The sequence below is a fragment of the Streptomyces sp. NPDC107454 genome (assembly GCF_055582885.1).
The window spans coordinates 305657-325007 of sequence record NZ_JBVJPA010000005.1; the positions used below are offsets into that span (position 1 = coordinate 305657).

19 protein-coding genes and 1 pseudogene are annotated in these 19351 nt (G+C 70.6%); 4 read left to right on the top strand and 16 right to left on the bottom strand.

The window, feature by feature from the left end; genetic code table 11:
* Positions 1–62: 62 nt before the first annotated feature.
* From ACZ69M_RS14285 to ACZ69M_RS14295, 3 genes are all read right to left on the bottom strand, one after another.
* Positions 63–1706 carry a polyamine aminopropyltransferase gene (locus tag ACZ69M_RS14285; protein WP_470049753.1) on the bottom strand — a complete coding sequence of 548 codons (1644 nt, stop codon included), beginning with the start codon at positions 1704–1706 and terminating at the stop codon, positions 63–65.
* A gap of 181 nt (positions 1707–1887) precedes the next feature.
* Positions 1888–2409 carry a DUF2617 family protein gene (locus ACZ69M_RS14290; protein WP_470049755.1) on the bottom strand — a complete coding sequence of 174 codons (522 nt, stop codon included), beginning with the start codon at positions 2407–2409 and terminating at the stop codon, positions 1888–1890.
* 369 nt (positions 2410–2778) lie between these two features.
* Complete coding sequence (locus tag ACZ69M_RS14295) at positions 2779–3099, bottom strand: hypothetical protein (RefSeq protein ID WP_470049757.1); 321 nt, start codon at positions 3097–3099, stop codon at positions 2779–2781.
* Positions 3100–3227: 128 nt separating this feature from the next.
* Between ACZ69M_RS14295 and ACZ69M_RS14300 the strand changes: the two genes are divergently transcribed.
* Complete coding sequence (locus ACZ69M_RS14300) at positions 3228–4448, top strand: pyridoxal phosphate-dependent aminotransferase (RefSeq protein ID WP_470049759.1); 1221 nt, start codon at positions 3228–3230, stop codon at positions 4446–4448.
* A 175-nt stretch (positions 4449–4623) separates the two neighbouring features.
* On the opposite strand, the gene ACZ69M_RS14305 is transcribed toward ACZ69M_RS14300, so the two are convergent.
* From ACZ69M_RS14305 to ACZ69M_RS14345, 9 genes are all read right to left on the bottom strand, one after another.
* Positions 4624–5694, bottom strand: a complete 1071-nt coding sequence (locus tag ACZ69M_RS14305; RefSeq protein ID WP_470049761.1) for a hypothetical protein — start codon at positions 5692–5694, stop codon at positions 4624–4626.
* On the bottom strand, positions 5691–6908 hold the full coding sequence (locus ACZ69M_RS14310; RefSeq protein ID WP_470049762.1) for an FtsX-like permease family protein: 1218 nt from the start codon (positions 6906–6908) through the stop codon (positions 5691–5693). Before ACZ69M_RS14310 ends, ACZ69M_RS14305 begins: the two co-directional genes overlap by 4 nt.
* Complete coding sequence (locus ACZ69M_RS14315) at positions 6905–7630, bottom strand: ABC transporter ATP-binding protein (protein WP_470049764.1); 726 nt, start codon at positions 7628–7630, stop codon at positions 6905–6907. The genes ACZ69M_RS14310 and ACZ69M_RS14315 overlap by 4 nt, the downstream gene beginning before the upstream one ends.
* Positions 7631–7697: 67 nt before the next feature.
* Entirely contained in the window at positions 7698–9353 is a 1656-nt protein-coding gene (locus ACZ69M_RS14320) for a hypothetical protein (RefSeq protein WP_470049766.1), read from the bottom strand.
* 85 nt (positions 9354–9438) lie between these two features.
* The gene (locus ACZ69M_RS14325) at positions 9439–9939 is read right to left on the bottom strand and encodes a hypothetical protein (RefSeq protein ID WP_389606204.1); all 501 of its coding nucleotides are present in this window, start codon (positions 9937–9939) and stop codon (positions 9439–9441) included.
* Between the two features lie 154 nt (positions 9940–10093).
* Positions 10094–10573, bottom strand: coding sequence for a DUF3515 family protein (locus ACZ69M_RS14330; RefSeq protein WP_470049768.1), 480 nt, complete (start codon positions 10571–10573; stop codon positions 10094–10096).
* Positions 10574–10633: 60 nt separating this feature from the next.
* Positions 10634–10858, bottom strand: a complete 225-nt coding sequence (locus tag ACZ69M_RS14335) for a helix-turn-helix domain-containing protein (protein WP_067374159.1) — start codon at positions 10856–10858, stop codon at positions 10634–10636.
* Positions 10858–11478, bottom strand: coding sequence for a DUF2975 domain-containing protein (locus ACZ69M_RS14340; protein WP_388395510.1), 621 nt, complete (start codon positions 11476–11478; stop codon positions 10858–10860). Before ACZ69M_RS14340 ends, ACZ69M_RS14335 begins: the two co-directional genes overlap by 1 nt.
* A 128-nt stretch (positions 11479–11606) precedes the next feature.
* Complete coding sequence (locus ACZ69M_RS14345; protein ID WP_470049770.1) at positions 11607–11912, bottom strand: helix-turn-helix domain-containing protein; 306 nt, start codon at positions 11910–11912, stop codon at positions 11607–11609.
* Between the two features lie 504 nt (positions 11913–12416).
* Here ACZ69M_RS14345 and ACZ69M_RS14350 point away from each other — a divergent pair.
* Together ACZ69M_RS14350 and ACZ69M_RS14355 are read left to right on the top strand one after the other, a co-directional pair.
* A pseudogene (locus ACZ69M_RS14350) lies at positions 12417–12619 on the top strand (aminotransferase); the annotation flags it as partial.
* Positions 12620–12770: 151 nt separating this feature from the next.
* On the top strand, positions 12771–13970 hold the full coding sequence (locus ACZ69M_RS14355) for a hypothetical protein (protein ID WP_470049772.1): 1200 nt from the start codon (positions 12771–12773) through the stop codon (positions 13968–13970).
* A 15-nt stretch (positions 13971–13985) separates the two neighbouring features.
* Here ACZ69M_RS14355 and ACZ69M_RS14360 read toward each other — a convergent pair whose 3' ends face one another.
* Positions 13986–14525: a YbjN domain-containing protein gene (locus tag ACZ69M_RS14360; RefSeq protein ID WP_470049774.1), complete on the bottom strand. Its 540-nt coding sequence runs from the start codon at positions 14523–14525 to the stop codon at positions 13986–13988.
* A gap of 174 nt (positions 14526–14699) precedes the next feature.
* Complete coding sequence (gene clpB, locus ACZ69M_RS14365; protein WP_470049776.1) at positions 14700–17285, bottom strand: ATP-dependent chaperone ClpB; 2586 nt, start codon at positions 17283–17285, stop codon at positions 14700–14702.
* A gap of 132 nt (positions 17286–17417) precedes the next feature.
* Here clpB and ACZ69M_RS14370 point away from each other — a divergent pair, with 132 nt between their 5' ends.
* Entirely contained in the window at positions 17418–17831 is a 414-nt protein-coding gene (locus ACZ69M_RS14370; RefSeq protein WP_470049778.1) for a pyridoxamine 5'-phosphate oxidase family protein, read from the top strand.
* A 982-nt stretch (positions 17832–18813) separates the two neighbouring features.
* Here ACZ69M_RS14370 and ACZ69M_RS14375 read toward each other — a convergent pair.
* Complete coding sequence (locus tag ACZ69M_RS14375; RefSeq protein ID WP_075033054.1) at positions 18814–19110, bottom strand: Rieske (2Fe-2S) protein; 297 nt, start codon at positions 19108–19110, stop codon at positions 18814–18816.
* Positions 19111–19150: 40 nt separating this feature from the next.
* On the bottom strand, positions 19151–19336 hold the full coding sequence (locus ACZ69M_RS14380) for a hypothetical protein (protein WP_470050187.1): 186 nt from the start codon (positions 19334–19336) through the stop codon (positions 19151–19153).
* Between the last annotated feature and the right edge of the window lie 15 nt (positions 19337–19351).

A 19351-nucleotide genomic window follows, 5' to 3' on the forward strand; every position in this document is an offset into this window, starting at 1 on the left:
CGAGCCTACCCAGGACGGCCCGCGCCGCACCCTCGTATCCGGGGATTCGTCCGTCCGCCGTCTCAGTCGGCGTAGCGCGGATGGACCAGTGTGGAGGGCGCCAGGCCGGGTACGCGGGTACGCCACGCGGCGTAAGCGTCGGCGGTGAGGGACGGCTGCGCGAGCGTACGCAGGCGTGGGCCGTGCGGGTCGAGGCGCAGGGGCGTGCCCGTGACGGAGGCCAGGATGAAGCCCCAGTCGCGGGGGGCGCGCGACGCGCCCGCCGTGCGGTCGGGGCCGGCCGCGAAACTGGAGTCCCGGCCGCCGACGCGGTAGGGGTCGGTGCGCAGGCCGGCCGCCCGGAGTGTGGACTCGACCGTCCAGAAGACGCGGGGGCGGGAGGAGACGGGGCCCGCGTGCACGGCCAGGCGGCCACCGGGGGCGAGGACGCGGCGCGCCAGGCCGTAGAACTCCTGCGAGTACAGCTTGGTGCTCGCCGTGATCCCGGGGTCGGGCAGATCCGAGATGACCACGTCGTACGTCGACACGGCCCCGCGCAGCCAGCCGAAGGCGTCGGCGGTGAACACGTGCACGCGCCGGTCGCCGAACGCGTGCGCGTTGAGCGCCGACAGGGCGGGGTCGGTGCGCGCCAGCCTCACCACTCCCGGGTCGAGTTCGACCACGTCGACGCGGCGCACGCCCGGGTCGCGCAGTACCTCGCGGGTGGCGAGTCCGTCGCCGCCGCCGAGGACGAGCACGCGCGCGTGGGGGCCGTTCATCGCGGGGTGGACCAGCGCCTCGTGGTAGCGGTGCTCGTCGCGGCCGCTGACCCGCAGGCGTCCGTCGAGGAAGAGGTCGAGGGGGCGGCCGTGCGTGCCGCCGGTGAGCACGACCTCCTGGACGCCGGTCTGGAGGGCGACCCGTACGTCCTTGCCGTAGACGGCGCGCCGGGCCGCGCGTTCGAAGTCGCCGACATGGGCGGCGGCCGCGGCGAGCAGCGCGAGGACCAGGACGTTGGCGATGAACAGGAACCAGCGTCCGCGCCGGCTCAAGTCCCCGCGGAACAGGCCCAGTACGAGGGCTCCGCCGGCCAGCGCGTTCACGGTTCCGGTGAGCAGCGCGCCCTCCAGTTGCCCGAGGAGGGGGAGCAGGAGGAAGGGGAAGGCGAGGCCGCCGACGAGGGCGCCGACGTAGTCCGCCGCGAAGAGGTCCGCCACCGCACCGCCCGGGTCCTGGCGGCGGATGCGCTGTATCAGCTCCATGAGGAGGGGGACTTCGGCGCCGATGAGGAGGCCGATGGCGAGGGAGAAGGCCGCCAGGAGATAGCGCGAACCGTTCGTCCACACGCCGCCCCAGTCGCCGGTCCACGCGAACGCCGCGTACAGGGCCATCGCGCTGCAGCCGCCGACCAGGGCGAGCGCCGCCTCGACGGCGCCGAAGCCGGCCGCCGCGCGGGGGCGCAGGCGTTTCGCGGCGAGCGAGCCGATGCCCATGGCGAAGACCATCACGGAGAGGACCACGGAGGCCTGGGTGACCGAGTCGCCGATCAGGTACGAGGCGAGGGCGACGAGTTCGAGTTCGTACACGAGTCCACAGGCCGCGCAGACGAACACGCCCGCGAGGACCAGGAACCGTCCGACGCCCGGGCGGACGGGCAGCCGCGCCTCGCCCTGGACGCGCCAGGGCGGCGGCGCGCCGGGGGGAGCAGGCGCGTGCGGTTCGATCACGCGTGGAACGCTACGTCACGCCACCACGACGCTTCGTCACCCACACGTGTGGAAGTGTCGTCCCGATGTGTGGCGTCCGGCGCCGATGACGAGTTCGTCGGCAGCCGGAGCGGCGGGCGAAACAGCAGGCAGAACAGCGGGCGAAACAGCAGGCGAAACGGCGGGCGAAGCATCACCCCCCTCACAGCGCCGCCGCCGTCACCCGTACCCCCACCCTGGTGCGTGTCGCCACCAGTTGGCCGTCCTGCGGGTAGGCGTGCCATGTACGCCAGTGGACCTGCCCCTCGTGGCGCTGGGCGAGCAGCGCGGTGAAGGCGTGCGGACTGCCGGGGAAGACGCCGGCGAGTCCGTTGGGGTGGTCGGAGACGAGGGCCAGTAACTCCTGCGCCCGCCCCGCGAAGGACCCGCAGGAGAGTGTCTCGACGCGCGCCGCGAACTCGTACTCCCAGTCGCCGACGCGCTTGGCCACCCCGAGCGGAAGCGGCGTGCTGCTGCCGGCGATGCACGCGACGGTTTCCGAACAGCTGCCCCGCTCCTCCTCCAGGAGGACCTGGTGGGACGCGCCAAGAAGCCGCAACTGCAGTCTCGCCCCGTCGAGTTCGAGGTCGAGGGTGGCGAGCGCGGGGAGCGGTTCGCGCCCCAGGGCCCACGCCAGGTCGGCCGCGCGCGTGTCGGTGTACGAGGTGTTCAGGGTCGTGAGCATGGGTCGGCTCCGCTAGCACGCAAAAAGGGAGGTGGGGATCCGGCGCACCCGGTCGGTACCTCAGTACCGGGGGATCGGCCCGGTCAGCCCGGTCTGCCCTGTGGGGAAGGGACGATCCGAGGGCTGCTTTGGTGGTTTAGAGGGAATCATGAACTGTGGCGCCGTCACAGCGTTTTTACCCAACTTCGTAGGGTTTCCATCCCCCCGAGGGCTCCACAGTTCAACTGTTCAACCACAACGTGCGCCCGGCGCGCGCCGTAAGGGCGCGGGACGGTGACATCCGCGGCTCCGCCGCGCGGGCGCGACCAGCCCCACCGGCTCACAGCAGAAGCCCCTCCGCGCCCCCCGCGCCCCACACCCCGGCGAGGCTCAGCTGCCCCCGCCGCACCCCCCGCCGCACGACGACCCGCCTCCGCAGGACGAGCCGCCGCCGCACGACGAGTGCCCGCCGCACGAATGACCCCCGTGGTGCCCGCCGGACGAACCGCTGCCGCAGGACGACACGGCTCCCCCGGCCCCGCCGGCCCACCAGCTGCCGGAGCTGTCCGAGGACCCGCCCCGCGAGCGGCGGCCCCGCGCCGAACCCGACGAGCTCTTCGAGAGCCCGACCTTCTTCCGGCCGCGGGCGGCGGCACGCAACGACACGACGAACAGGATGAAGACGACCGCCAGGATGAAGCCGATGAGCATGGCGTCACCCTCCTTTCGTTCCCCCGAAGCGACCCCCCGTGGGCGCCTCGCTTCTTGCGTGCCTGGGGGATGCCCTCGCGTCTCACCGGCCAAAGCAGAGTTGAGGAACTCCAGAGCTTCGGCGCAGGATGACCGGCATGACCTCCAACGGCCGCCGCCCCCTCCTCAACCGCCGACTCGCCGAGTTCGGCACGACGATCTTCGCCGAGATGTCGGCCCTGGCCCTGAGCACCGGTTCGATCAACCTGGGCCAGGGCTTCCCCGACACGGACGGGCCCGAGGAGATCAGGGAGGCGGCCGTACGGGCGCTGCGCGACGGGCGCGGCAACCAGTACCCGCCGGGCCCCGGCGTGCCCGAGCTGCGTACGGCGATCGCCGCGCACCAGAAGCACCGGTACGGACTGGCGTACGACCCGGACCGCGAGGTGCTCGTCACGGCCGGCGCCACGGAGGCCATCGCGGCGTCGCTGCTCGCGCTGGTCGAGCCCGGTGACGAGGTCATCGCCCTGGAGCCGTACTACGACTCGTACGCGGCCAGCATCGCGATGGCGGGCGGGACCAGGATCCCGGTCACGCTGCGCCCGCACGAGGAGACCCGCGACGGAGTCACCCACCGGCGCTTCCGGCTCGACCTCGACGAGCTGCGCGACGCGGTCACCGACAACACCCGGCTGCTGCTCGTCAACACCCCGCACAACCCGACCGGCACCGTCCTGACCCGCGAGGAGCTCGGGGAGATCGCGAAGCTCGCCGTCGAGCGGGATCTTCTCGTCATCACGGACGAGGTGTACGAGCACCTGGTGTTCGACGAGGCCGAGCACCTGCCGCTGGCGTCCTTCCCGGGGATGCGGGAGCGGACGGTCACCATCGGCAGCGCGGGAAAGACCTTTTCCTTCACGGGGTGGAAGGTGGGCTGGGTGACGGGCACGCCGGACCTCGTCGCCGCCGTACGGTCGGCCAAGCAGTTCCTGACGTACGTGGCGTCGGGGCCGTTCCAGTACGCCGTGGCCGAGGCGCTGGCGCTGCCGGACACGTACTTCGCGGCGTTCCGCGCGGACATGCGGGCCAAGCGGGACGTGCTGGCGGCCGGGCTCACGGAGGCGGGGTTCAAGGTCTTCCAGCCGGCGGGCACGTACTTCATCACCACCGACATCCGGCCGCTCGGCGAGTCCGACGGCTTCGCCTTCTGCCGCGCGCTCCCGGAGCGCGCCGGGGTCGTCGCCATCCCGAACGCGGTCTTCTACGATCACCGGGAGGCGGGCGCGCCCTTCGTGCGGTTCGCGTTCTGCAAGCGGACCGAGGTGCTGGTGGACGCGGCGGAACGGCTCCGCAAGGCATTCGCGCACTGACCGCCGCCCTACGGGGAGCTATCGCGCCGGAGGCCGCCCGGTCACGGCCGTCATTCCGGCGCTCGCCGCGCTACACGGACAGACGTACAACTTCTTGCACGTGTCGGCGTTCCGCCCCGGACAGCCGACCACGAGCAGCAGGGGAAGCCGTCGCGGAGGCCCCTTTCGCGCAGGCTCAGAAGCTTGTCAGCGTCCCCGGCAGGCTGAACGTCCGGGACGTCCCCTCGTCCAGGTTCACCACGGTCGCGGTGTTGTCCGAGACCATCACCCAGCCATCCCGCGTGTGCCGCAGCAGATACGAGTTGTCCATGCCCTTGACCGCCACGCGCCGCAGTTCACGCCCGCTCGTCCGGTCCAGCTCGATGAGGTCGCTGTCCTCCCCGCGGTTCACCGCGACCACGACGGCGTTCTTCGACGCCTGCACGGCGTCGACCCGTCCGCCGTACACACTCACCACCGTTGCCTCGCCCGCGCGCTTGAGGGTCACTTTCACCGTGGTTCCCCGGTTGTTCCCGGCGGGGGTACCGGCCAGGACCGGGATGCCTGCCCGACATGCCAGTTGCTGTACCTGCACACCGCCGGCCCCGCCGGCCTGCCTGGTCCTGCCGGTGGTGAGGTCGAGCACACTCACCTTCGTGTCGGATCCCTGTCCGGTAGCCAGGCACACCGTGTCGCTGGACGGATCGGACGCCGCCAGCGTGACCGATCCCGGCACCCGCACGTCCCGGACCTTCTTCCACGTCTTCGCGTCGCGTACCAGCACACTGGTGGATTCGCTGTCCGCCGTGGCAGCGCCCTGATCGCTTGCGGCGCTTTCGGAGGAGCCGTGAACGGCCGCGACCAGGCTCTTGCCCGGCACGAGTTCACGCAGCCGCTCCGTGGTGTCATCGTCCTTCTCAGCCAGGGCGTGCCCGGCGGTGTCCAACGTGAAGAGCCGGTCCGGACGCTTTCCCTTGCGGGGCGTCGACAGCCGCCATGTCCCGTCGGCCAACTGCACGAGCTGAGGAGCCTGCACGTCGTCGTCGCCGTCCTTCTGCGGCACAACAGCCAGCGCCTGCGCGTGGTGGGCCTCGGGATCGATGCCGACCAGCACTGTGTGTCCGGCGACGCTCGCCGTCACAAAGGTCTGCGATCCCTTCCAGTCCGTTCCCAACTCCACATCGTCGGAACCGGAACAGGAGGCCAACAGGGCAGCGGACACCGCGAGCGCGGCGTACGGCATCTTGCGCCGCATCACAGGGATCACCAATCCTTCATGGCTTCGGTGGGGGACATGCGCGCGGCACGACGTGCCGGGAGCACGGCGCCGGCGGCCACGACGACAACTGTGGCGACCGACAGGGAGATCAGCGTCGACGTCCCCGGCAGCGGCACCGCGTCGCGCACATACGGGGCGATGTCCCCGATACGCCGAAGACCGGCGGCCGCCGCGCTGGAGGCGCCCACCGCCAGCACCACACCGGCCGCGGCCGCCACCGCCCCGGCGATCGCCATCTCCGCCACGAGCATGCCCATCACCGAGCGGCCACGGAAACCGACTGCCTTGAGAATGCCCACTTCCTGGGCCCGCTGCCGCCCCAGTGCACCCGTCACCGTGACCGCGCCGGCGAAGGCGAGCACGCCCAGGACGCCGAGCAGTACATTCCCGGTCAGCCTGACCAACCGCAGCACTCCGGGAAGCGCCTGAAGCTGCTGCTGCAAGGTGACGGCCGGGTAGTTCATCCCCTGCACGGCCTTGAGCACGCCCGGTACCCGAGAGGCACTGTCAGCCACCACCGTCAGCTGATCCCAGCCCGACGTGCGCAGATAGTCGTCGGTCGTCTTGCCGGCCGCGGCCGCCGCCCACTTCACCACGGTGGCGTCGTCCGCATACGCGACGTCCAGGCCGTCGAACTGCCAGCTCGGGTCGTACAGGCCCACCACCTTCACCCGGTCACTCACCGTGTCCCCCACGCCGGGCCGCACATATCGGTGCGCGTCCACCGTCACCGTCCTGCCCACCATCGAAGACAGGTCCACCCCGTGTGTGGAGGCGGGGAAGACCACCTCTCCACGGTGCAGCGGGAACAACTGCTCGCGTACCGACGTGACCACGGGGGGCGTCAGCGCCTCGCGGTAGGTCGTCGCGTACAGCAGATCGGCCCCCTCGGGGTTGTCCCGTACCGGCATGGACACCTGAAGCCTGTGCTGGACCGACTCCACGTGAGCGATCCCCGCCAGACGCTTCTCCGTCGCCTCCGTCAGCCGAGCCGTATCAGGACCCCCGTCCGGCGAGTCGACCGTGACCGACCGGTTCGCCGTCGACTCCCCGACCTTGCTGGTCGTCGTCCCCTGCGCGTTCGAGGCGATCCCGATCGCGCTCAGGCACACCGCGCCGACAACCGCGACCATCGCCACCAGCCCCAACAGCCGCCTGCGCAGCGCCTGTACGTTCCACCACGCCACCTGGAACAGGTTCACAGCTCACCCTCCCGCGAACCCCGGGAGTGCGCCCAGGAGCGGCCGTCGGTCTCGTCCTGTGCCGAAAGAGCCGCGTCCCGGCCCAGTCGGTGAACGATGTCGGCCGCATCCGCGACCGCCTGGTTGTGCGTGACGACCAGCACTCCCCGCCCGCCTTCCGCCAACTCCCGGAACAAGCCCAGCAACAGGGCCTCGCTCTCGGTGTCCAGGTTTCCGGTGGGTTCGTCGGCCAGCAGCAGCGGTGGATCGTTCACCAGCGCCCGGGCCAGCGCCACGCGCTGCTGTTCGCCCCCGGACAGCTCGCCGGGCCGGTGCTCGCACCGGTCTCCCAGCCCCACGCGCTCCAGCAGACCGCGCGCCCGGGCCTCTGCCTCCCGGCGCCTGCCGGTGTACGGAAGCAGGACATTGCGCAGGGCGCTGTGCTGCGGCAGCAGGTTGTAGGACTGGAAGACGAACCCCAGACGTCGGCGCCGCAGGTCCGCGAGCGCGCCGTCCGGCAGGCCGCGGGTATCGCGGCCCTCCAGATCCACCCGGCCGGTGTCGGGTTTCGTCAGCAGCCCGAGAATGTGCATGAGGGTGGATTTACCCGATCCGGAATGTCCGACGAGCGCGGTGACACAGCCCGGCGCGACAGCAAGATCGATGTCTTGGAGGACGTCGACCCGCTGGCCGCGCAGCGTATAGGACTTGCCCACCCCACTCGCCGTCAGCAGCGTGCTCAAGGAGGTTCCACTCACTTTCTGTATCGAGGAGTCGTACGAGTTCTGTCTCAAGGAGTCCTGAGGAGCCCTACGAGGGCAGAGCCCCGAGCCTTCCGTCCAGTGCCTTGTCCAGGTCCCACACCGCCAACGTCGTCTTGAGGTCACAGCCCGGCTCGTCATCGGGTCGGTACAGGCCGGGCAGCCCCGGACAGCCCCTGTGCGCCCTGAACTGACCGGTGAGGTGTGCGACGAGGGACTCGTCGGCATGGCCGCCGAGCAGCAGGTAGGCGCGGACGATCACCGCACGGTCATAGACGCTTGCGCGAGGCCCCGGGTCGTCCGCCCACCGCCTGAGCGCGTCCGCGGTCAGCCAGCCGGGTATCCGGTCCCCCCGGCCGTCCTGGTGCAGGCCGACCACCAGCGTGGCGGCCGCCTGCGCACCTTCCAGACCGTCGACACTCCAGCGCGTGACGGAGGGAACCGGTACCGGTACGCCGGACTCCGCGCAGTTCCACACCGCACGCTGCCAGTCCGCCACGTTGTCCGCGGTGACCGTGGCCGGCACCGTCGACGGATCCTGGCACAGCGCGGCCTCCTGACGGGAAAGCGGCTCACCGCCGGCGCTGTGATCGAGCGCGGCCATGGTCAGCCGTGCGGCGCCGTCGCGGGGTGCGTCCTGGGAGCCGGCCTGTTTCTCGGCCGCGGCCAGCAGCCGTTTGTCCCGCACGGTCCATCCGGCCACGCTCCGCAGCCGCTGCACGAACAGCGACGCGTCGGGCGTGCCGAGGTAGGAGAACGGGTCACGCACCGTTCCGTCCGGCATGCGCTCCCGCTCCAGGCGGCGGGTGACCGCCGGGAACGCCCTCTGGGGGCTGCCGGTGGCGCGCAGGATGTGCACCAGGCTGTAGAGCTGCTCGTAGTCGAGGCTTTCGACGTTGTGGGACAGGGCCTGCTGCCATGTCTTCCGGTTCACCTGCGGCTTCTCGCCGGCCGACTCCTGGAGCAGTACGTAGTTGTACGTGTCCTCCAGCAGGCCGGCGCGTTCCTGGTCCGGCCGCTCGGTGAACCCGCTCGCGTCCGGAGCCCGCATGGACGTCAGGGAGGCGGGGACGGGCTTGCCGAGCAGACGAAGGCAGCGTGCCAGGACCGCGGCATCGGCCAACGCAGGCTTGCTGCCTGCCAGTTGGGCAAGCCAGCGGGCCGTGGCCACCTTGTCGGCAGCAGGAAGCTCCCCGAGGGATCCAGTGGCCGCCTCCACCTCCAGCGCGGCCCAGGTGGCACCGAGGCGCCCTTCGTCGCTCTTCTCCTCGAGCGCGGGATCCTCGTACCACCCCGTGCCGGTCCGCAGTTTCTCCACGCTCTGCGCGTCGCCCGGCCCCAGTACCCCCGACACCCCGGCGTCGCGCAGAGGGACAAGCCAGTACCTCCCCCACAGCGCAGAGGTCGTGACCGCGTCGGAGCGCAGCGCCGCGGCCGTCTTGGCGTCCACGGTGACCTTCGGCTTCGCGCCGGTCTCCGCCAGGATGCGCAGCGCGTAGGACTGGGCTTCGGGGCTGCCGCGCTCTTCCCTCAGGAAGGGGTGGTAGTACAGACCGTTGGCCTGGCTGACGAGGGTCTGGAAGTAGGCCGGTTCCGTGCTTTCACGGTGGCTGCCCTGCGAGGTGCAGGACGCGGCCAGCATCATGACGCAGGCCGAGGCAGCCGCCCACGTCGCCCTCCTCGCACCTTTCCTGGCGTGAGACATGCTTGTTCTCCCCCGTAAGCGAACTCTGCCCCCGCCAGGAGGCGGGGGCAGAGACGGTCAGCTGGTGTGCGGCGTCAAGCGCGGATCAGGAGGCGCCGGCGTAGACGCACTTCTCCGTGAACTTGATGCGGCTGGTGATCTGGGCCGAGCCGCAGGACTTCGTCGACACGTACACGGTCAGCCTGCTGGGCTTCATCTGGCCGTAGGTGTCCGAGATCCACTTGTGCCCGCCGTAGTTCTTCCAGCGGACCGTGCCCTGCGACCTGCTGTTCATCGTCAGCGTCGCCTCAGGGTTCTTCGAGATCGTGAGGGAGACGCTGATCCCGTGAGCGGCCAGGATGGCCCGGTTCTGCACCCACTGGGCACTGTCGTGGGACCTGCCCTTGTACAGCTTGGTCGACGCCTTCCAGTCGCAGGCGGTCACGTACGCGCCACAGTGCCAGGCGTTCACCTGCATCTTGTGGCCGCCCGGGATGCTCCAGCTGCTGGAGGCCGACGTGGCGTGCGCGGGCGCGGCCGAGAACAGCAGCGCGCCGGCGGCCACCGCGGCGGCGCCGCCAGAGGCCAGACGCGAGAGGTTACGCATGATTTCTCCCCGTAGAAGTGGAAATACTTCCTTGACCATGCGCCCGGCACCGCAGTCGGCACCCGCACGCATGTTCAACAGATTTCTACGGCCTCGCCACGCCCGTCACCATCGCACCTTCGGGCACCCTGCCCTCCAGGGCTACCAGCCCAACTCAGCTCCGCTTCGCGCACGCCTTCTGCTTCGTCAGACCCGACACGATCCCGGACACCTTCCCGATGACGGCGTCCTGGTCCTTGATCTGCTGCGACACCGTGACCTCGGCCGCAGGACTACGCCCGTACGACAGAACCGTCTTCACCCCGTCGTGGGTCTTCCTCGCGTTCACGACCCAGTCGACGCCCTTCACGGACGTGCACGAAGCCGACTCCGGAACGTCCGAGATGTTCCCGCACCGGAGAACCACATCACCGTCTCCCCACACCGCCGTCCCCTTCTGGTCGGAATCACTGCGCTTGTAACCCCCCAGCTTCTGTGGCGCCTTGCCCACCAGACCGGAGCACGCGGCACTGTCACCCCCCGGAGCCCCCGACACGTTGTAAGAACGTGACGAGGTCCCGCAGGCCGCAAGAGCGGCGGCACACACGGCGATCACACCGGCCTGTGCCAGGCGCCGGGCAGAGGTCATCTCCATGAGTCATCCCTTGTCCAGGTAACGCGGCTATGGGTTCTCTTCGGCGAAGGCCGCCCGGGGTCAGTCCTCGCGGACGCTGAGCAGGTCGCCGGGTTGGCAGTTCAGTTCGCGGCAGATGGCGGTGAGGGTGGAGAAGCGGATCGCCTTCGCCCGGTCGTTCTTCAGGACGGAGAGGTTGACCACGGTCACCCCGACCCTGGCCGCCAGTTCGGAAAGGGTCATGCCGCGCTCGGCGAGCAGCCGGTCCAGGTGGACCTGAACCCGGTGTTCGTCCTCTGGCGGCATCAGACCAACCCCTCGGTGTCGGCGCGTAGCTTCGTGCCGCGCCGGAAGACCTCACCCAGGGCCAGGATGAGGAAGGCGAGCAGGACGTACTCGCCGGTGAAGGTGACCGAGAAGGGGATCTGTTCGGCCATGGGGGTGCCGCTCACCAGCGCCTGCGTGGTGAGCGCCGGCAGCACCGGGGAGAGGACGGCCTGCACCAGCACCGTGAGCCCTATGACGCTCAGACGGCGGGCGTTCTTCGGCACGAAGACGTCGCCGTCGCGCAGGGTCCTGGCCATCTGGACGAGGAGGGCCAGGACGAGGAGCAGCAGCAGGCTGCCGATGACGTCCGGCAGCGCGAGCAACAGGCGCCGGCCCAGGTCGGGATGGGCGAAGACGAGGTCGGCCCGGTGGGTGCCGGTGAGGGTCATGCCGTGGCCCGCCACCGCGTCGGTCACGGTGCCCGGTACCTGGGTCGTGGTCGCGGTCTTGACCTCGCGGCTGTCCACCGGGTCGATGAGGCCGACCACCCCGAGGACCGGGACCAGCACCCCGAAGACGCCGACGAACAGAGTGGCCAGGCCCAGAGCCACCTCGAGCAGTCGGTTGTCGGTCCGGCTCCACCAGGACTTCGTACCCATGGTTCCCCCTGTCGTCCGCAGCGCGCATATCGCTTATCGATAGTATCGATAAGCGATATGCGCACTGTCAAGCTCAGGGTGTGACGGCGGGCCGGACGGGCCTCACGGGAGGAAGGCGAACGAGATCCTCAGGGCCCGTCGGTGAGGCTGCCGTGATGGGCGTAGGCATAGAGGGCCGCTTCAGTGCGGCTGGATACTTTGATCTTGGTCATGAGGTTGGTCAGGTGTGCTTTGACGGTGCGTTCGGCGATGCCGAGCCGACGGCCGATCTCGCGATTGTCGGCGGCGTGGCCGAGCAGGGTGAGGACTTGGCGTTCCCGGGGGGTGAGGGAGGGGATGGCGTGGAGGTCCCCGGGAGTGGGAGGAGCGGCTGGGATCGAGCTGAAGTCCTCTTGTGGTCCCGTTCTCTGGTTGTCCGTCGTGCGGTAAGTCACAGCGGTGGTCTCCCCGTTCGTTTCTGTCTGACCGCTCTAGCCGGTTGTCCCCTTGCTTTTGTCGGGCTGCTTGCCTGCCGGGGTTTCGGCGCCGGGCGGCCGTTGTGGCGGCACCGCGGCCTGGTCGATCGGGCCGCGGTGCCGCACGATAGCGCCCCCTGCACGGCGCGCCTCCATGCCGATACGGCTGGCAAATACCTTGTAGGCAGCGGCCGTTGGGGGCGCTCCCCGCGCCCGGAGACGCCCCATCATGGGGCAGGGTGGTTAGTAAACGATCGATAAGGGCCCAAGTAAAGGGAGTTGAGGCAGTGTTGAGGTTGCCTCACGGGCAGATGCCCTTCAGTGCGATGCCCGATCGTCCAGTACCGCACGACGGAGCCACCGCCCCCGAACTGCGGATTCCGGTGCCTTGATTCCCTGCACCACCTGGCGGGACGCCGTCCCGGTTCGCCTCACCGTGGGGCGGCCCCAGCTGGGGCGCTTGCGCCTGTGCACGAGAGAGGCGTCACCTGGGTGACGGGCACGCCGGACCTCGTCACCGCCGTCCGGTCGGCCAGGCAGTTCCTGACCTACGTCAGCGCGGGCCCTTCCAGTACGCGACCGCCGAGGCGCCGCGCCTGCCGGACTCCTGCTTCGCCGGATTCCGCGCCGCCCTCCGCCGCAAGCGCGACCTGCCCGGCGACGGCCTGGGCGCGGCCGGGTTCCAGGGTGACCCCGGCCGGACCGCTGCCGCTTGCGGTGGGGCCTGGTAGCACGGGGGCCCGGGACGGTGGGGAAGGCGCGCCGAAGTGGGGGAAACCGTACCCGCCCAGGCGTGTAAAGCTCGCAAATACCCCGTAAGGCACGCACAGTTCGGGTGTGACCCACGCCAGTACCCTTCCGGCCCCCGCCACCCCGAAGCCCGGTGACGGGGGGCACGGCCGTCCGGCGCGCCCCGCGCACGGCCTGCCCCCTCTCGCGCAGGCGCTGGCGCTGTTCGCGACGGCGCGACTCGTCGGCGTTCTCGTGCTCGCCGGAACCGCCTGGGCGGGCGGCAAGCGCCCCCTCGCCCTGCTCGGGCGGTCCTGGGACTCGCTCTGGTATCTGGGGATCGCGGCGCACGGCTACGGACGCACCCAGTACTTCAGGCCCACCGTCGTCCACAGCGACCTGGCCTTCTTCCCGCTGTATCCGGGGCTGATCCGCGCCGTCACCACGCTGACCGCGCTGAGCGGCGGCGCGGCGGGGCTGCTGGTCGCCTGGACCGCCGCCGCGGTCGCCGCCTGCGGGATCTACGCGATCGGGGCCCGGCTGCACGGCCGCGCCGTCGCCACCGTGCTGGTCCTGCTGTGGGGCCTGCTCCCGCACTCGATCGTGCTGTCCCTGGCGTACACCGAGCCGGTCCTCACCGCCTTCGCCGCCTGGTCGCTGTATGCGGTGCTGACCGGGCGCTGGCTGTGGGCGGGCACGCTGGCCGCGCTCGCGGGCATGTCACGGCCGAACGGGCTCGCGGTGGCCGCGGCGGTGCTGGCCTCGGCGGCGTGCGAGGTCTGGCGGCGGCGCGGCCGGGTTTCCCACAGGCTGTGGACGGGCGCCGCGCTCGCGCCGGTCGGCTGGGGCGGCTATGTGCTGTGGGTGGGCCGGCGCGAGGGAGATCCGCTCGGCGGCTATTTCGAGGTGCAGCGGCTGTGGGGCTCGCGCTTCGACTTCGGCGCCGGTTCGCTGCGCTTCGTCCAGCATCTGCTGACGCACGGCGACCGTTTCGTGTTTCCGATGACGATGGTGGTCGTCGCGGCGGCCGTGCTGCTGTACGGACTGCTGATCGCTGACCGTGCCCCGCTGCCCCTGCTCGTGCACAGCGGGGTACTGCTGCTGATCGCGCTCGGCGGCTCCGGGTTCTTCGAGTGCAAGCCGCGCTTCCTGCTGCCCGCGTTCCCGCTGCTGCTGCCGCTCGCCCGGGCGCTGGTCCGCACGGCAAGAGCCCGGCCCTGGCACGCCGTCCTGGTGGTCGGCGCCCTGGCCGGGCTCTCGTTCGCCTACGGCGCGTATCTGGTCGTCATCGCTCACACGCCGCTGTAAAACCTGGTGGGAGGACTACTCCTCGTCGTCGCCGTCGTCCTCGGGCTTCTCCGCCTCGTTGACTTCCTGCTCGAGGCCGAGCTGCTCGACGAGCCACTTGTCGAACTCGATGGCGGCCCGCACCCAGCTGACCGTCGACGACACGAAGTGCTCGAGGGCGACGCCGGTGCCGATCAGCATCTGTGCCTCGCCGATCAGGCGGACAGTGCCGTCGTCATGCGTGTGGCTGTAGACCTTCGGCCACAGCGTGCGGCGGTTCCAGTCGTCGATGGACTCCAGCAGAGTCGGCTTCTCGTCGATCTGGTGCGGCCGGTCGTAGAACGTCCGCACCGAGAAGACCTGCTGGTCCCCCTCGCCGCGGAACATGAAGTACGTACGGAACTCCTCCCACGGCGCCGCGAGGTCACCCTCGTCGTCGACGACGTACTTCAGCTCCATCTGGTCGAGGAGCTGCTTCACGAGGTCCTGATCCGGGACGACGGGGCCCGCCGGTCCGCCGGGCTGCGGCTCGGGCTGGCCCCCGAAATTCGGAATCGAGGACGGGTCGATGCTCACCGTGTATTTCCCTTCGTACGGATGCTGCCATCCTCCCCCATCACGGGCGGTCAGTGGCAACCCCCACAGGCAAAGGCACGGACACCACCACCACGAGTGTGTATCCGCTGCGGCCAGTGACGACGGCGCCGCCGGGACCGGCGCCGTCGACCGCTGAGAATCAGCCCGTCCGGGCTACTGCGCGGCGCCCACGATCAGGCCGTCCCCGAAGGCGTCCACCCGGACCGTGTCGCCGTCCTTGACCTCGCCCGCCAGGATCTCCTTGGCGAGCCGGTCGCCGATCGCGGTCTGGACGAGGCGGCGCAACGGCCGGGCCCCGTAGGCCGGATCGTTGCCCTCGTCCGCGAGCCAGGCCAGCGCCGCGTCGGTGACCTCCAGGGAGATCCGGCGCTCGGCCAGCCGCTTGGCGAGGCGGCCGATCTGGAGCCCGGCGATGCGCTCCAGCTCCTCCTTGTTCAGCGCCGAGAAGACCACGAGGTCGTCGAGCCGGTTGAGGAACTCCGGCTTGAAAGAGGCCCTCACGACCTCCAGGACCTGCTGCTTCTTCTCCTCCTCGGAGGTCAGCGGCTCGACGAGGAACTGGCTGCCCAGGTTCGAGGTCAGGACGAGGATGGTGTTGCGGAAGTCGACCGTGCGGCCCTGTCCGTCGGTGAGCCGTCCGTCGTCCAGCACCTGGAGGAGGATGTCGAAGACCTCCGGGTGCGCCTTCTCGACCTCGTCCAGCAGGACGACGCTGTACGGGCGCCGGCGCACGGCCTCCGTGAGCTGCCCGCCCTCCTCGTAGCCGATGTACCCGGGAGGGGCGCCGACCAGCCGGGCGACGCTGTGCTTCTCGCCGTACTCACTCATGTCGATGCGGATCATGGCCCGCTCGTCGTCGAAGAGGAAGTCCGCGAGGGCCTTGGCCAGTTCGGTCTTGCCGACGCCGGTCGGGCCGAGGAAGAGGAAGGATCCGGTGGGCCGGTCCGGGTCGGCGATGCCGGCGCGGGTACGGCGTACGGCGTCGGACACGGCCCGGACGGCCTCGCTCTGGCCGATGAGACGGCGGCCCAGCTCCTCCTCCATGCGCAGGAGCTTCTGGGTCTCGCCCTCCAGGAGGCGCCCGGCCGGGATGCCCGTCCAGGAGCCGACCACGTCCGCGATGTCGTCGGGGCCGACCTCCTCCTTGACCATGGTGTCCCTGGCGGCTTCCTCCTCCGCCTCGGATGCCTCCTCCAGGTCCCGCTCCAGGGTGGGGATCTCGCCGTAGAGCAGCTTGGAGGCGGTGTCGAAGTCGCCGTCGCGCTGGGCGCGCTCGGCCTGGCCGCGCAGCTCGTCGAGCTTCTCCTTCAGCTCACCGACGCGGTTGAGGGACTGCTTCTCCTTCTCCCAGCGGGCGGTCAGGCCCCGCAGCTCCTCCTCCTTGTCGGCGAGGTCGCGGCGCAGCTTCTCCAGACGCTGCCGGGAGGCGGGGTCGGTCTCCTTGTCGAGGGCCAGCTCCTCCATGCGCAGCCGGTCCACCGCGCGCTGGAGTTCGTCGATCTCGACGGGGGACGAGTCGATCTCCATGCGCAGCCGGGAGGCGGCCTCGTCGACGAGGTCGATGGCCTTGTCGGGCAGGAAGCGGGAGGTGATGTACCGGTCGGAGAGGGTGGCCGCGGCGACCAGCGCGCTGTCCGCGATCACGACCTTGTGGTGGGCCTCGTAGCGGCCCTTGAGTCCGCGCAGGATCGCGATGGTGTCCTCGACGGACGGCTCGGCGACCAGGACCTGCTGGAAGCGGCGCTCCAGGGCGGGGTCCTTCTCGATCCGCTCGCGGTACTCGTCGAGGGTGGTGGCACCGACCATCCGCAGCTCACCGCGGGCGAGCATCGGCTTGAGCATGTTGCCGGCGTCCATGGCGGAGTCGCCGCCCGCGCCCGCGCCGACGACCGTGTGCAGCTCGTCGATGAAGGTGATGATCTGCCCGTCGGAGTCCTTGATCTCGGCGAGGACGGTCTTCAGGCGCTCCTCGAACTCACCCCGGTACTTCGCCCCGGCCACCATGGCGCCGAGGTCGAGCGAGACGAGCCGCTTGTTCTTGAGGGACTCGGGTACGTCGCCCTTCACGATCCGCTGGGCGAGCCCCTCCACGACGGCGGTCTTGCCGACGCCGGGCTCACCGATGAGGACGGGGTTGTTCTTGGTGCGCCGGGACAGCACCTGCACGACCCGGCGGATCTCCTGGTCCCGGCCGATGACCGGGTCGAGCTTCCCCTCGCGCGCGGCGGCGGTGAAGTCCGTACCGAACTTTTCGAGCGCCTTGTACTGGCCCTCGGGATCCGGGGTCGTCACCCGGCGGCCTCCCCTGCTCTTCTGGAACGCCTCAAGCAGCTTCTTCGCACTGGCGCCCTGCTGGGAGAGTACGTCGCCGCTCGGGCCGCCCTTCGCGGCGATCCCGATGAGGAGGTGCTCGGTGGAGAGGTACTCGTCCCCGAGCTCCTTGGCCTTGTCGGCCGCCTCGGCGATGACGGCGAGCAGTTCGCGGTTGGGCTGCGGGGGCGCGACGGTGGATCCGGTCACGCTGGGCAGGCCGGCGAGGACGCGCTCGGCCGCGGCGCGTACGGCGGCCTGGTCGGCGTCGACCGCGGCCAGCAGGTCGGTGATGTTCTCGTTCTCCTGACCACCGAGCAGCGCGAGCAGCAGGTGGGCAGGGGTGAGGTCGGGGTGCCCCTCGGACACGGCCCGGCTGGTGGCCGCGTTGATCGCGTCCCGGCTCCTGTTGGTCAGCTCGGCGTCCACGTTCGCGTTCTCCTCCTCAATACGACCCTGATGTACGGACTGACTCGCCCAACGTACACAAAGTTGAGTCTATTCCACTCAAGGACGGCCGGGGAAGCCATGGCGCTCACGGGTGGGGATACATTTCCGACCATGAGCGCATACCCGGTGGACCCCCAGGATCCCGACCCCGCGTACCTCACCTTCTGGCGGGAACGCCATCTGTGCACCCTCACCACCCTCCGGGCGGACGGCAGCCCGCACGTCGTGCCCGTCGGGGTTACATACGACCCCGAGGCGGGCCTGGCTCGAGTGATCACCAACAAGTCCAGCGCGAAGGTGGGGCACGTACTGGCCGCGGGGGCGCAGGGGGCGCGCGTCTCGGTCTGCCAGGTGGACGGGCGCCGGTGGGCGACGCTGGAGGGGCGCGCGAGGATCGCCGCGGATCCCGCGCGTGTCGCGGAGGCGGAGCGGCGGTACGCGGAGCGGTACGGGAGGGTGCCCTCACCGAACCCCGACCGGGTGTCGATCGAGATCACACTGACCTCAGCGATGGGGCGCGGCTGACGGACCGGGCACGGCCGGTCGACCCCGGCACGGGACACGACTCACGGTCCCCGGCACCGGAACGCGGCCGACCGGCCCCGGCGCAGCGCACGACACACCGGTCCCGGCACGGGACACGGCCGACCGGCCCCACACGGCCCACGCACCCGGACACGGAGCACGGCCGACCGGCCCCGGCGCGGGACACAGCCGACCGGCCCCGGCGCCTGAAAACGGCCGACCGAGCCTGGCGCCTAACGCGGCCGACCAACCCCGGCGCGGGACACGACTCTCCGGTCCCCGCGCGGGACACAGCCGACGGACGCGGGCACGGGGCACGACCGATCGGCCCCGGCGCCGGAAACGCGGCCGACCGGCCCTCGCGTGGGACGCGACCGGCCGACCCCGGGCACGGAACGCGACCGGTCGGCCGACCCCGGCCACAGGACGCGACCAGCCGACCCCGGCCACGGAACGCGGCGACCGGCCTCGATGACGGGACGCGGCCGACCGGCCCTCGCGTGGGACGCGACCGGCCGACCCCGGGCACGGAGCGCGGCCGATCGACCCGGCGATGGCTCGCGGCGGACCGACCCCGGGCACGGAACGCGACCGGTCGGCCGACCCCGGCCACAGGACGCGACCAGCCGACCCCGGGGACGGAACGCGGCGACACCGGCCTCGGTGACGGGACGCGGCCGATCAGACCCCCGTCGCGTCACCCGACCGGGCCTGCGGCGCGGTTGGCCGGCCCCGGGCGCGGGATGCGAGCGGTCGGCCGATCCTGGCCGCGGAGCGCGGCGAGCGGCCCCGCCCACGGGACGTGGGCGGTCGGTCTCGGGCATGTGGAACGGCTGATTTCAGCCGTTGTGGAGATGGCATGGAGATGGGCGGATACCGGGATCTTTCACCCAAAACTGCAGCGGCGTCACCGTGTTCAGGTCACGGTGACGCCGCTGCGGGGGGAAGTACCTGCGCGATCTACTACGACGGGGGAATCGCGTCAGGCACTGCGGGGGGTGGCTGAGATGGTCCTTACGTCAGGAACTTCCGGCTCGGCCAACTGGTGGTCACGCTGGTCGAGGTTCACAAAGATCATTCCGTATCGAATGGCACATCGCACGGGCTGCGGCGCGCCGCGCGGGCGCCGCAGACACCGGTACGCCCGGACGTCCTCGTCGTCATCCCGGGTGACGACGACCGGCTCTCCGAACACCGTCACCATCAGCGAGTCGCCACTGTGGGGAATGGCGGTGGCCAGATCGATGAAGTGCCAGCCGGAGCGGTACGCGGTGGCCATTTCTCGTCGGAAGGATCGGTCGTCGGGGGGTGTTGTCACGTCAGCTCCCGGAGCCGTCGTCCGCCGTACTCACCGTCTGGGTGGTCTGGATGTCCGCTGCTGCCGCCGGCCAATGACTGTCCGCCCGGACATCACCCTTCGCGCCGGAGAGGCCGCCCAGAGCTCCGAATGCCACCACGGCGGAGAAGGCGGCGACAAGCACCGAGCGAAGCATTTTGTTACGCATAGTCGGCTTCGTCCT

What these genes read in the sequence shown, in the direction of transcription:
- ACZ69M_RS14325 (WP_389606204.1), bottom strand. Translation starts at nt 9,939, where the DNA reads ATGCGTAACCTCTCGCGTCTGGCCTCTGGCGGCGCCGCCGCGGTGGCC.
- ACZ69M_RS14320 (WP_470049766.1), bottom strand. Translation starts at nt 9,353, where the DNA reads ATGTCTCACGCCAGGAAAGGTGCGAGGAGGGCGACGTGGGCGGCTGCC.
- ACZ69M_RS14330 (WP_470049768.1), bottom strand. Translation starts at nt 10,573, where the DNA reads ATGGAGATGACCTCTGCCCGGCGCCTGGCACAGGCCGGTGTGATCGCC.
- ACZ69M_RS14290 (WP_470049755.1), bottom strand. Translation starts at nt 2,409, where the DNA reads ATGCTCACGACCCTGAACACCTCGTACACCGACACGCGCGCGGCCGAC.
- ACZ69M_RS14300 (WP_470049759.1), top strand. Translation starts at nt 3,228, where the DNA reads ATGACCGGCATGACCTCCAACGGCCGCCGCCCCCTCCTCAACCGCCGA.
- ACZ69M_RS14375 (WP_075033054.1), bottom strand. Translation starts at nt 19,110, where the DNA reads ATGGCCACCGCGTACCGCTCCGGCTGGCACTTCATCGATCTGGCCACC.
- ACZ69M_RS14340 (WP_388395510.1), bottom strand. Translation starts at nt 11,478, where the DNA reads ATGGGTACGAAGTCCTGGTGGAGCCGGACCGACAACCGACTGCTCGAG.
- ACZ69M_RS14370 (WP_470049778.1), top strand. Translation starts at nt 17,418, where the DNA reads ATGAGCGCATACCCGGTGGACCCCCAGGATCCCGACCCCGCGTACCTC.
- ACZ69M_RS14295 (WP_470049757.1), bottom strand. Translation starts at nt 3,099, where the DNA reads ATGCTCATCGGCTTCATCCTGGCGGTCGTCTTCATCCTGTTCGTCGTG.
- ACZ69M_RS14335 (WP_067374159.1), bottom strand. Translation starts at nt 10,858, where the DNA reads ATGCCGCCAGAGGACGAACACCGGGTTCAGGTCCACCTGGACCGGCTG.
- ACZ69M_RS14380 (WP_470050187.1), bottom strand. Translation starts at nt 19,336, where the DNA reads ATGCGTAACAAAATGCTTCGCTCGGTGCTTGTCGCCGCCTTCTCCGCC.